Raw genomic sequence first — 12,701 nt, 5'->3', positions numbered from 1 at the left:
AAACCCGCGGCGCGCGCACCACTTTGATCGATCGGTATTTTCCCTGATCCTGTCAGTTTTACTGGCTCGCTTTCCGTGGCAATCTGGCGTGATATCGGATTCGCGCGCACCCGCTGCCCGCGGACGCGAAGGAGAAAGTGGATGGACGGATGGGTAGTGATCGGCATCGTGCTCGCCGCGTGGATCGCGGGCGCGATCGTCTTCGTGCACCGCGCGTCGGCGGTGTTCTTTCAGGCGCTAGGCTGCACGCACGGCACGAGGAAAAGCAAGCGCGACACGCCGCTCGCCGGGCTGCGCCAAGCGCACGAATGACGCGCCGTCAGATGTCGAGCGGATCGACTTCGACGCTCCAGCGCAGCACGCCTTTCAGCTCGCGCAGCAACGGCTGCCAAGCGCGCAGCGTGTGCTGAAGCACCGCGCGCGACGCGCTCTCGATCAGCAGTTGCGCGCGATGGACGTTCGCCACCTTGACGATCGTCATCGGCACGGCGTCGTAGACGGTCACGCGGTCCGCGCCCGGCAGCGTCGAAAACGCGTCGGCCGCCTGCTGCAAAAACGCCAGCGCCGCATCGAGCGTGCGCCCCTCGGCGCGCAGCAGCGCCTGATAGACGAACGGCGGCAGATGCGCGTCGCGCCGCTCGCCGAGCGTCGAGCTCGCAAACCCGACGTAATCTTGCCGCGCGAGCGCGTGATAAAGCGCGTGACGCGGGTAGCGCGTCTGGATCAGCACCTCGCCCGCCAGCCCCGCGCGCCCCGCGCGGCCGCTCACCTGCATGAGTTGCGCGAACAGCCGCTCGCTCGCGCGGAAATCGTGCGAGAAAAGCGCGGTGTCGGCGTTCAGCACGCCGACGAGCGACACCCGCTGGAAATCGTGCCCCTTCGCGATCATTTGCGTGCCGACGAGGATGTCGACTTCGCCCGCATGCACGTCGGAGAAGAGCGCCTGCGCGCTGCCCTTGCGGCGCGTGCTGTCGGCGTCGATGCGCAAAATTCGCGCGCCCGGCACCGCGAGCGCGAGCGTCTCCTCGACGCGCTGCGTGCCGCGGCCGAGCGGCGCGATGTCGACGTTGCCGCATTCCGGGCACGACCGCGGAATCCGCGCCTCCCAGCCGCAGTGGTGGCAGCGCACCGCGTGCTCGGGCTTGTGCATCACGACGTACGCGCTGCAACGCGGGCAGCCGGCCACCCAGCCGCACGCGTCGCACGCGAGCGCGGGCGCATAGCCGCGCCGGTTCAGGAACACGAGGCTCTGCTCGCCGCGCTCGAGCCGCGCCTTCAGCGCGGCGACGAGCGGCCCGGACAGCCCGCCCATCGACGCGCGGCCGCGCCGCCGCTCCTCTTCGAGATCGACGAGCCGCACCGTGGGCAGCGCCGCGTCGGCGACCGCGCGCTTCGTCAGCGTGAGCCGCTTGTAGCGGCCCTGCTCGGCCTGCCACCAGGTTTCGAGCGACGGCGTCGCCGAGCCGAGCACGACCGGAATCGCGAGCTGCTTCGCGCGCCAGACGGCCAGATCGCGCGCCGAATAGCGCAACCCTTCCTGCTGCTTGTAAGCGGGCTCGTGCTCTTCGTCGACGACGATCATCGCGAGCGCCGGCAGCGACGCGAGCACCGCGAGCCGCGTGCCGAGCACGATCCGCGCGCGGCCGGTATGCGCGGCGAGCCAATGGCGCGCGCGCTCGCCCTCGGCGAGGCCGCTGTGCAGCGTGACGATCGCGTCGGCGGGCAGCGTCGCCGCGAAGCGCGCGCGAAACGCCGCCTCGAACTGCGGCGTCAGGTTGATCTCGGGCACGAGGACGAGCGCCTGCGCATCGGGCCGCCGGTCGAGCAGCGCGGCGAGCGCGCGCAGATACACCTCGGTCTTGCCGCTGCCCGTCACGCCGTGCAGCAGGAACGGCGCGAAGCCGTCCGCCGACGCGATCGCGTCGAGCGCTTCGGCCTGCTGGTCGGTCAGTTGCGGCGGCGTCGCGACCGCGCGCCGCTCGGCTGGGATCGCCGGGTTATCCACACGCTGCGCGCCAGCGTCCGTGATCGCAATTTCGTCGCACGCGGCCCATCCTTGCGCCTGCCAGTCGTCCAGCACCGCAGCAGCCTTCGGATGCAGCGCGCGAACCTCGGCGAGCGACAGCGCGGGCGCATCGACGAGCGCCTGCGCGAGCCGGCGCAGCGCGGCGCCGCGCGCGGGCAGCGCGTCCGGCAGCGCCGCGCGCCCGGCGTCGAGCAACCGGTAGCGCAATTCGGGCGCGAGCAGGCGCCCCCAGCGCGGCACGTCCCGCAGCGCCTGCGGCAGCGCGGGCAGCGCGACCTCGCCCAGTCCGCGCTGGTAATAGTCGGCCGCGAACGCGGCGAGATCGAGCCATTGCCGCGACAGCGGCGGCAACTCCGCGCACACGGCGTCGACGGCCTTCAGCTTGCCGGCCGGCACGTCCGTGTGAGCGGTCACTTCGCAGACGAGCCCGACCGCGCTGCGGCGGCCGAACGGCACTTGCACGAGCATCCCCGGCACGGCCGGGGCGTCGGCGCGATAGCGGTAGTCGAACAGCGTCGGCAGCGGATGGTCGAGCGCGACGCGCACGAACGCGTCAGCCATCGGTGCGGCACCGCTGAATGCCGCCATGCGCGGCAGGCCAGGCATCCGCGACGCCCGCGAAGTTAAAGTGAAACATCACTTTCGGCGCTAAGTTTTGGATTCTCATTAAGAATCGCGGCGCGTCCGCCGATCCTGTGGATAACTTTGTTGAGAACTCGCCCTCGAGGGCCGCGAAAAGCCGCTGCGCACGGCGATCCACTGCTTTTTCGCGATACGGCGGGCCGGCCGGGAAGCCTTATCCCGCAAGGCTGCTATCCAATTTCCGGCGTCATAGCGCGGCCCGTTCGTCGATATAGCCCTCTACCGCGCTGCAACGAGGGAAATGTGCATAAGTCAAGTCTTGACAAGCATGAGAACGCCATCGGACGGGCGCTTGCGCCCTGTTTAGCCGCGTTTGCGCAAACTCGCCCCACCGCGCCGCAGCATCGGGCCGCTTGCGATCACGATTCTGATCCGCTACGGATCGCGCGGCTATGGCGATGCACTTCGTCGACGAGTTCCGCGACATGCTCGGGCGGCGTGAACTGCGAGATGCCGTGACCGAGGTTGAACACATGGCCCGGGTGATTGCCGTAGCTGTCGAGCACCGCGCGCGCTTCGGCGCGGATCGTCTCGGGCGGAGCGAAGAGGATCGTCGGATCGAGGTTGCCTTGCAGGGCGACGCGCCCCGCGACGCGCTCGCGCGCGCGGCCGAGGTTGACCGTCCAGTCGAGCCCGACCGCGTCGACGCCCGTCGCCGCGATGTCCTCGAGCCAGAGCCCGCCGCCCTTCGTGAACGCGATCGCCGGCACGCGCGCGCCGTCGTGCTCGCGTTTGAGCTGCGAGACGACGCGCCGGACGTAGTCGAGCGAGAAGCGCTGGTACGCGCCGTCGGCGAGCGCGCCGCCCCATGTGTCGAAGATCATCACGGCCTGCGCGCCCGCTTCGATCTGCGCGTTCAGATACGCGGCCACCGCCTGCGCGTTGACATCGAGAATCCGGTGCATCAGGTCGGGGCGCGCGTACGCCATCGACTTCACCGTGCGGAAATCGTCCGAGCCGCCGCCTTCGACCATGTAGCACGCGAGCGTCCACGGGCTGCCGGAGAAGCCGATCAGCGGCACGCGCTGGCGGCCCTCGCCGTCCGTGAGCGCGCGGCGGATCTCGCGCACCGCGTCGGTCACGTAGCCGAGCGTCGCGCCGATGTCCGGCACCGCGAGCCTCGCCACGTCGGCCTCGGTGCGCACCGGACGCGCGAACTTCGGCCCTTCGCCCGCGGCGAAATCGAGGCCGAGCCCCATCGCATCGGGGATCGTCAGGATGTCGGAGAACAGGATCGCGGCGTCGAGCGGGAAGCGCTCGAGCGGCTGCAGCGTGACTTCGGTCGCGTAATCGGGCTGCTTCGCGAGCCCGAGGAAGCTGCCCGCGCGGGCGCGCGTCGCGTTGTATTCGGGCAGATAGCGGCCCGCCTGGCGCATCAGCCAGATCGGCGTGTAGTCGGTCGGCTCGCGCAGGAGCGCGCGCAGGAAGGTGTCGTTGATGAGAGTCTGGGCCACGATGAATGCGACGAAGCGGGAACGCAAAGCGGCATTTTACCGGACGCGGCGCTTCGCTCGGCGTTCGCGGCCATATGACGCTCGCCGCCGCTCCGTTATGATCCGGCGTTCCAACCAGCCGTCCGTATCGAGGAGACACGATGAACAAGACGTTGCTCGCGCTCGCCTGCTGGGCGGGCTTCGCCCATGCGCAAACGGCGCCGCAGCCCGCCGCCCCCGCGTCGCGGCTCGACGACGTGCTCGCGCGCGGCACACTGCGCATCTGCACGACGGGCGACTACAAGCCCTATACGTACCGGCGCGAGGACGGCGCATTCGAAGGGATCGACATCGACATGGCGGCATCGCTCGCGAAGTCGCTCGGCGTGAAGACGGAATTCGTGAAGACCGCCTGGCCGACGCTCACGAACGATTTCGTCGCGAAGTGCGACATCGCGGTGGGCGGCATCTCGACGACGCTCGAGCGTCAGAAGCGCGCTTTCTTCACGCAGCCGTACGTGACCGACGGCAAGACGCCGATCGTGCGCTGCGCGGATGCCGCGCGCTACCAGACGATCGAGCAGATCGACGAGCCGCAGACGCGCGTGATCGTGAACCCGGGCGGCACGAACGAGCGTTTTGCGAAGCAGCATTTCACGCGCGCGAAGATCACCGTCTTCCCGGACAACGTGACGATCTTCAAGCAGATCCTCGCGGGCAACGCCGACGTGATGGTCACGGACGCGTCCGAGACGCTGCTGCAGCAAAAACTGAATCCGGGCCTTTGCTCGGTGCATCCGGACAAGCCGTTCCAGTTCGGCGAGAAGGCGTACATGGTGCCGCGCGGCGACGTCGTGTTCCAGCAGTACGTCGATCAGTGGCTGCACCTCGCGCGCGAGACGGGCGAGCTTCAGGCGATTTCGGACAAGTGGCTCAAGTAGCCGCCGTAGTCGCGAAGTCGCGACGGATGCGCGACGAGAGAAGCGCGTGCGGCGGCGGCATTGCGCTGCAGCACGCGAGGTTGCATGCGAACGCGCCTAGCTTGCACGGATGAGCCGAAGCCGCGATGACGCGCCGCGGCCGCGCGCATGCGGCTCGCGGCTCGCGCCCCGAATCGCGCGGCGCGCGGCTATGCGAAGAGCCGCCGATGCTCGATCTTCACGCAGCGATCAGCAACGAAGTCGAGCCCCGCCGCCCGCGCTTTCCCTGCATCCGCGCCGTGCACGACGCCGAGTTGCAGCCAGACCGAACGCGCGGCGATCTTGATCGCCGCATCGGCGACGGGCGGCAAGTCCGCGGACTTGCGGAACACGCCGACCATGCCGATCTCGACGCCTTGCGCCGCGAGCGCCGCGCGCGCGTCGGCGAGCGACGCATGGACGGGCTCGCCGCGCACCGTCGTTGCAGCGAGGAGCGAATTGAGGGGCACGATCCGATTGCCGTTTTGCTGCATGTACGCAGCGGCTTCATAACTGGGCCGATATCGCTTATCCGAAAGGCCGACTACCGCGATCACGCAATCGCGTTTCAAAATCTTTCTCAGTACTTCGTCAGTCGATATCGCCGTCATTTCAATGCATGTTTGATCGTGCCCGAAAATCGGAGCAATCAAGCCTAGCCCATCGTAAAAGGGGCCTGGCCGGCCCGGAAAATGCCATATTTTGAGACGGTAAAAATGACTTTCCACTCCCTTTCAAAACAGTAAAAAATCCCGCAAAGCCTTATCTGACGGGGGTTACAACCTGAAACACTTTGTTACCGCGATACTTGGTCAATTCGCCCAAAATGCCTCTCACGGTTTCAACACGGATGCGGTCTCTCGTGTGCGGCGTGTGAGCGGACACAAGCACGAATAAACGAGCCCGTCGGTCTCGTACCGAATCCCTTCTCAGGGGCATCCTTGTTGGAGTCGTTGTCGGCCCACGCCGATGCACTCCATCTTTGGTCTCCTCGCGCTAACCCCGTAGCGTGTGGTTTTTAGCGGGCTCATCAGCCCGCTTTTTTTCGTCCATCGAAAACGTGCGCGGCGCATCACGCCGTCTTCTGCACGGTCAATCCCAGTTCGTCGATCATCCGTTCGCGCATCACGAATTTCTGAACCTTGCCGGTCACGGTCATCGGCAGTTCGTCGACGAAGCGCACGAAGCGCGGCACCTTGTAATGCGCGATCTGATCGCGGCAGAACTCGCGCAGCTCGTCCTCCGTCATCGTCTCGCCCGCGCGCAGCACGATCCACGCGCACACTTCCTCGCCATATTTCGCATCGGGAACGCCGAACACCTGCACGCTCTGAATCTTCGGATGCCGAAACAGAAACTCCTCGATCTCGCGCGGATAGATGTTCTCGCCGCCGCGAATCAACATGTCCTTCAGGCGCCCGACGATGTTGCAGAAGCCCTCTTCGTCGAGCGTCGCGAGGTCGCCCGTGCGCATCCAGCCGTCGACGACGGCCTCGCGCGTTCGCGCTTCGTCGTCCCAGTAGCCGAGCATCACCGAATAGCCGCGCGTGCACAGCTCGCCCGTCTCGCCGACGGGCACAATCGCGCCCGTCGCGTCGACGATCTTCGCCTCCAGATGCGGCTGAATGCGCCCGACCGTGGTCGTGCGCTTTTCGAGCGAGTCGGTGGTCGAGCTCTGGAACGACACGGGGCTCGTCTCCGTCATCCCGTAAGCGATCGTCACCTCGGACATGTGCATCTTCGCAACGACGCGCTTCATCGTCTCGATCGGGCACGGCGAGCCCGCCATGATGCCCGTGCGCAGCGCGCTCAGATCGAAGCGATCGAAGTCGGGATGATCGAGCTCGGCGATGAACATCGTCGGCACGCCCTGCAGCGCGGTGCAGCGCTCGCCGGACACCGCGGCGAGCGTCGCGCCCGGCTCGAACGCCTCGCCGGGAAACACCATCTTCGCGCCCACCGACACGCATGCGAGCACCGAGAGCACCATCCCGAAGCAGTGATAGAGCGGCACCGGAATGCACATCGCGTCGGCCTCGGTAAGCCGCATCACGCTCGCGATCGAGCGCGCGTTGTTGACGACGTTGCGATGCGTGAGCGTCGCGCCCTTCGGGCTGCCCGTCGTGCCGCTCGTGAACTGGATGTTGATCGGATCGCGGCAATCGAGCGTCGCGCCGATCGCATCGAGCCTCGCGTGATCGAGCGCGGCCCGGCCGCGCGCGAGCACGTCGACGAAGCTCAGCATGCCCGCCGGCGCGGCGTCGCTCAGCGTGACGACCGTGCGCAGGCTCGGCACGCGCGCCGCGTGCAGCGCGCCGCTCGCGTGCGTCGCGAGCTCCGGCGCGATCTCGGCGATCATCTCGGTGTAGGCGGACGTCTTGAAGCGCTCCGCCGCGATCAACAGCTTGCAGCCGACCTTGTTCAGCGCGTATTCGAGCTCGGCGAGCCGATAGGCGGGATTGACGTTGACGAGCACCGCGCCGACGCGCGCGGTCGCGAATTGCGTGAGCAGCCATTCGGCGCGGTTCGGCGACCAGATGCCGACGCGCTCGCCCCGTTCGATGCCGAGCTCGATCAGCGCGGCCGCGAGCACGTCGACTTCGTGCGCGAACTCGCGCCACGTCCAGCGCACGCCCTGCTCGCGGAACACGACCGCGGGCCGTTCGGGAAAGCGCGCGACCGTGTCGCGCAGAAACCGCCCGATCGTTGCGTCGCTCAACGGAACCTCCGTCGAGCCGCGCACGTACGAAAGCCCGCCCTGCGGCGCAATCAGCGCGCCGACGCCTGAATCTGCTGCCATGAGAGTGTCTCCGCCATTGGAACGTTCCAGGAACGTTTCGTCGTTTTGGATGTGCTTCTGTAAATTATTCTGCCATCCGCTTACGACACTCTGACATCAAGTGTTACCCGCAACGCGCGGTGCGCCGGAAAACGAAAAAGCAGCCCGAAGGCTGCCTTTTCGATGCAAAACGCGAACCGAACGCGCGATCGCTTCTTTCAGTGCTTGCCGCGGATCTTCGCGAGACGCTGGATCGCTTCGAGCTGCGCCATCGCGGTCGCAAGTTCCGACTGCGCCTTCGCGAGATCGATGTCCGACTTCGCGTTCTGCAGCGTTTCCTCCGCGCGCTTTCTCGCGTCCTCGGCCTTCGCCGCGTCGAGATCCTTGCCGCGAATCGCGGTGTCGGCGAGCACCGTCACGGCGCCCGGCTGCACTTCGAGAATGCCGCCCGCGACAAACACGAACTCCTCGTCGCCGCTCTCGGCCTCGATGCGCACCGCACCCGGACGAATCCGCGTGATGAGCGGCGTGTGGCCCGGCAGAATGCCCAGCTCGCCCGCTTCGCCCGGCAGCGCGACGAACTTCGCCTGGCCCGAGAAGATCTGCTCTTCCGCGCTGACGACGTCTACTTTGATGGTTGCCATATCGACTCCTGTCGACGGGAGTTAGCGCTTTAACGCTTACTCCCGTCCCATGCCGCGGTTGGCAAGAGTGAGCGCTTCAGCGCTTACTCTTGCCCCGCGACGGTCGATCGGAGTGAGCGCTTCAGCGCTTGCTCCGATCCCATGCAAGGGGCACGGTTGAGCGTATTACATGGGCGCCCGCCCGCGATACGCCACCGAACGGATAGCGTTCGCGCACGCGAGGCGCCCGCTGCGTTACACCCGACCTTTACTGGATCTTCTTGGCCTTCTCGAAGGCTTCGTCGATCGTGCCGACCATGTAGAACGCCTGTTCCGGCAGATGGTCGCACTCGCCGTCGACGATCATCTTGAAGCCGCGGATCGTTTCCTTCAGCGGCACGTACTTGCCAGGCGAGCCCGTGAACACTTCAGCGACGTGGAACGGCTGCGACAGGAAACGCTGGATCTTACGCGCGCGCGCGACCGACAGCTTGTCTTCCGGCGACAGTTCGTCCATGCCCAGAATCGCGATGATGTCGCGCAGTTCCTTGTAGCGCTGCAGCGTCTGCTGAACGCGGCGCGTGATCGTGTAGTGCTCTTCGCCGATCACGTTCGGGTCGATCTGGCGCGACGTCGAATCGAGCGGGTCGACCGCCGGGTAGATACCCAGCGAGGCGATGTCACGCGACAGAACGACGGTTGCGTCCAAGTGGCCGAAGGTGGTGGCCGGCGACGGGTCGGTCAAGTCATCCGCAGGGACGTACACGGCCTGAACCGACGTGATCGAGCCCTTCTTGGTCGACGTGATGCGCTCTTGCAGCTTGCCCATTTCTTCAGCCAGCGTCGGCTGATAGCCCACCGCCGACGGCATACGGCCGAGCAGTGCCGACACTTCGGTGCCGGCCAGCGTGAAACGGTAGATGTTGTCGACGAAGAACAGCACGTCGAGGCCTTCGTCACGGAAGTGCTCGGCCATCGTCAGGCCGGTCAGCGCGACGCGCAGACGGTTGCCCGGCGGCTCGTTCATCTGGCCGTACACCAGCGCGACCTTGTCGAGAACGTTCGAGTCCTTCATTTCGTGGTAGAAGTCGTTCCCTTCACGGGTACGCTCGCCCACGCCCGCGAACACGGAGTAGCCGCCGTGCTCCTTCGCGATGTTGTTGATGAGCTCCATCATGTTGACGGTCTTGCCCACGCCCGCACCGCCGAACAGACCGACCTTGCCGCCCTTGGCGAACGGGCAGATCAGGTCGATGACCTTGATGCCCGTTTCGAGCAACTCGGTCGACGGCGACAGTTCGTCGAACGCCGGCGCCTTCTGGTGGATCGAGCGCTTGTGTTCGCTCACGATCGGGCCGGCCTCGTCGATCGGACGGCCGAGCACGTCCATGATCCGGCCGAGGGTCGGCTTGCCGACCGGCACCGAGATCGGCTGGTTCGTGTTCTTCACGACCAGGCCGCGGCGCAGGCCGTCGGATGCGCCCAGACAGATGGTGCGGACCACGCCGTCGCCCAGTTGCTGCTGGACTTCGAGCGTCAGTTCCGAGCCGTCGAGAATGAGCGCGTCGTAGATCTTCGGCATGCTCTCGCGCGGGAATTCCACGTCGATAACGGCGCCGATGCACTGTACGATCTTGCCTTCTACCAAAGCAGCAGTACTCATCGCTTTTCCTTTAAATACCTGATTCTTTACTCGCGCAAAGGCGCAGTTTCGAGCCGCAGCAGGCGTCGCGCGTTCCGCGTTACACCGCGGCGGCGCCGCCGACGATCTCCGACAGTTCCTTCGTGATCGCTGCCTGACGGCTCTTGTTGTACGACAGTTGGAGCTCGCTGATCACCGTCTTCGCATTATCCGAAGCGGCCTTCATCGCGACCATCCGCGCCGATTGCTCCGACGCCATGTTTTCCGCGACGGCCTGGTACACCAGCGCTTCGACGTAACGCACGAGCAGCTCGTCGACCACCGCCTGCGCATCCGGTTCGTAGATGTAATCCCACGACGAGGCGGGCATGCCGTCGCTGCTGTCGAAATGTTCGGTCGACAGCGGCAGCAATTGCTCGATCACCGCTTCCTGCTTCATCGTGTTGATGAAGCGCGTGTACGCGAGATAAACGGCCGACAGCTTGCCTTCCGAATAGAGATCGAGCTGCACCTTCACCGCGCCGATCAGCTTGTCGAGGTGCGGCGTATCGCCGAGATGCACGACTTGCGAGATCACCTTGGCGCCGAAACGGTTCAGAAAGCCGAGGCCCTTGCTGCCGATCGCGGTGGCTTCGAGCTTCTGGCCCTTGTCGTCGAGCTCCTTGAACTTCTGAATCGACGCACGCAGCACATTCGTGTTCAGACCGCCGCACAGACCCTTGTCGGTCGTGACGAGGATGATGCCCGCGGTCTTCGCGCCGTCGTTCGCCACCATGAACGGGTGGCGGTACTCCGGGGTCGAACGGCTCATGTGCGCGGCGATGGCGCGGACCTTGTCGGCATACGGGCGAGCAGCACGCATGCGTTCCTGAGCGCGGCGCATCTTCGATGCCGCCACCATCTCCATCGCCTTCGTGATCTTGCGCGTGTTCTGCACGCTCTTGATCTTGCCGCGAATTTCCTTCATTCCAGCCATTGCTTGCTCCTTGACCGAAGCGGGGCGAGCGCTTTACGCAACCCGCACCACTTCAAGGCGTCCCTCGCGGATCAATAGGCACCCGACTTCTTGAAGTCCTTCAGAGCGGCGTGCAGCGCGCTCTCGTCGTCCTTCGACAAGTCTTTCGTGTCTTCGATACGCTTGATGAGGTCAGCGTGGCTCGTCTTCAGATATTCGCGCAGGCCTTTTTCGAACGGCAGGACGTCCTTGACGTCCAGATCGTCGAGGTAGCCGTTGTTCGCCGCGAACAGCGACACGGCCAGCTCCCACACCTGCAGCGGCTGGTACTGCGGCTGCTTCAGCAGTTCCGTCACGCGGCGGCCGCGCTCGAGCTGCTTGCGGGTCGCTTCGTCGAGATCCGACGCGAACTGCGCGAACGCGGCCAGTTCACGGTACTGCGCGAGGTCGGTACGGATACCGCCGGAGAGCTTCTTCACGACCTTCGTCTGAGCGGCGCCACCGACGCGCGACACCGACACGCCCGCGTTGATCGCCGGACGGATGCCCGCGTTGAACAGGTCGGTTTCGAGGAAGATCTGGCCGTCGGTGATCGAAATCACGTTCGTCGGAACGAATGCGGTCACGTCGCCCGCTTGCGTCTCGATGACGGGGAGTGCCGTCAGCGAACCGCTCTTGCCCTTCACTTCGCCGTTCGTGAACTTCTCGACGTACTCTTCCGACACGCGAGCCGCGCGCTCGAGCAGACGCGAGTGCAGATAGAACACGTCGCCCGGGTACGCTTCACGGCCCGGCGGGCGGCGCAGCAGCAGCGAGATCTGACGATACGCCCAAGCCTGCTTGGTCAAGTCGTCGTAAATGATGAGGGCGTCCTGGCCGCGATCGCGGAAGTATTCGCCCATCGTGCAGCCGGCGTACGGCGCGAGGTATTGCATCGCGGCCGATTCCGAAGCCGAAGCGGCGACGACGATCGTGTATTCGAGCGCGCCGGTTTCTTCGAGCTTGCGCACCACGTTCATGATCGACGAAGCCTTCTGGCCGATCGCGACGTAGATACAGATGAGATCCTTGCCCTTCTGGTTGATGATCGTGTCGATCGCCACCGCGGTCTTGCCGCACTGACGGTCGCCGATGATCAGCTCGCGCTGGCCGCGGCCGATCGGCACCATCGAGTCGATCGACTTCAGGCCCGTCTGCACCGGCTGCGACACCGACTTACGCCAGATCACGCCCGGGGCGATCTTCTCGATCGCGTCGGTCAGCTTCGCGTTGACCGGGCCCTTGCCGTCGATCGGGTTGCCGAGCGCGTCGACCACGCGGCCGACGAGCTCCGGACCAACCGGGACTTCCAGAATGCGGCCCGTCGTCTTGACGATGTCGCCTTCGGAAATGTGTTCGTATTCGCCGAGAATCACCGCGCCGACCGAGTCGCGCTCGAGGTTCAGCGCGAGGCCGAACGTGTTGCCCGGGAATTCGAGCATTTCGCCCTGCATCACGTCGGACAAACCGTGGATGCGCACGATACCGTCGGTCACGGAAATCACGGTGCCCTGGTTGCGAACGTCTGCGCTCGCTTCAAGGCCCTGGATCCGGCTCTTGATCAGCTCGCTGATCTCAGAGGGATTGAGTTGCATTATTCGCT

General features: G+C 65.7%; 10 protein-coding genes and 1 pseudogene. 2 read left to right on the top strand and 9 right to left on the bottom strand.

Annotated features, from left to right (window positions below; all coding sequences use genetic code 11):
• Nucleotides 1-141 precede the first annotated feature (141 nt).
• Complete coding sequence (locus tag X946_RS35720; protein WP_038750187.1) at nucleotides 142-312, top strand: hypothetical protein; 171 nt, start codon at nucleotides 142-144, stop codon at nucleotides 310-312.
• 7 nt (nucleotides 313-319) lie between these two features.
• On the opposite strand, the gene X946_RS18000 is transcribed toward X946_RS35720, so the two are convergent.
• Complete coding sequence (locus tag X946_RS18000; protein WP_038750184.1) at nucleotides 320-2,587, bottom strand: primosomal protein N'; 2,268 nt, start codon at nucleotides 2,585-2,587, stop codon at nucleotides 320-322.
• Nucleotides 2,588-3,027: 440 nt separating this feature from the next.
• A complete protein-coding gene (gene hemE / locus X946_RS17995; RefSeq protein WP_038750181.1) occupies nucleotides 3,028-4,122 on the bottom strand; it encodes a uroporphyrinogen decarboxylase in 1,095 nt (364 codons plus the stop codon).
• A gap of 140 nt (nucleotides 4,123-4,262) precedes the next feature.
• On the opposite strand from hemE, the gene X946_RS17990 reads away from it, so the two are divergent.
• Nucleotides 4,263-5,042: a transporter substrate-binding domain-containing protein gene (locus X946_RS17990; RefSeq protein WP_038750178.1), complete on the top strand. Its 780-nt coding sequence runs from the start codon at nucleotides 4,263-4,265 to the stop codon at nucleotides 5,040-5,042.
• A 188-nt stretch (nucleotides 5,043-5,230) separates the two neighbouring features.
• On the opposite strand, the gene X946_RS17985 is transcribed toward X946_RS17990, so the two are convergent.
• The 7 genes and pseudogenes from X946_RS17985 to atpA form a co-directional block, all read right to left on the bottom strand.
• A complete protein-coding gene (locus X946_RS17985; RefSeq protein WP_226377177.1) occupies nucleotides 5,231-5,788 on the bottom strand; it encodes a CoA-binding protein in 558 nt (185 codons plus the stop codon).
• A gap of 105 nt (nucleotides 5,789-5,893) precedes the next feature.
• Nucleotides 5,894-6,091: pseudogene (locus X946_RS36700) on the bottom strand (hypothetical protein).
• Between the two features lie 41 nt (nucleotides 6,092-6,132).
• Nucleotides 6,133-7,860 (bottom strand): AMP-binding protein, encoded by a 1,728-nt coding sequence (locus X946_RS17980; protein WP_038750172.1) that lies wholly within the window; start codon nucleotides 7,858-7,860, stop codon nucleotides 6,133-6,135.
• A 197-nt stretch (nucleotides 7,861-8,057) separates the two neighbouring features.
• A complete protein-coding gene (locus tag X946_RS17975; protein ID WP_038750170.1) occupies nucleotides 8,058-8,483 on the bottom strand; it encodes a F0F1 ATP synthase subunit epsilon in 426 nt (141 codons plus the stop codon).
• Between the two features lie 247 nt (nucleotides 8,484-8,730).
• Entirely contained in the window at nucleotides 8,731-10,125 is a 1,395-nt protein-coding gene (gene atpD, locus X946_RS17970; RefSeq protein WP_038750167.1) for a F0F1 ATP synthase subunit beta, read from the bottom strand.
• A gap of 79 nt (nucleotides 10,126-10,204) precedes the next feature.
• Nucleotides 10,205-11,080, bottom strand: coding sequence for a F0F1 ATP synthase subunit gamma (gene atpG, locus X946_RS17965; RefSeq protein ID WP_038750164.1), 876 nt, complete (start codon nucleotides 11,078-11,080; stop codon nucleotides 10,205-10,207).
• Between the two features lie 71 nt (nucleotides 11,081-11,151).
• A complete protein-coding gene (atpA, locus tag X946_RS17960) occupies nucleotides 11,152-12,693 on the bottom strand; it encodes a F0F1 ATP synthase subunit alpha (RefSeq protein ID WP_038750161.1) in 1,542 nt (513 codons plus the stop codon).
• Nucleotides 12,694-12,701: the final 8 nt, after the last annotated feature.

Origin of the sequence: Burkholderia sp. ABCPW 111, assembly GCF_000773065.1 — a bacterium.
Classification (GTDB): Bacteria; Pseudomonadota; Gammaproteobacteria; order Burkholderiales; family Burkholderiaceae; genus Burkholderia; species Burkholderia savannae.
This window is presented reverse-complemented; position numbering and strand designations above follow the sequence as displayed.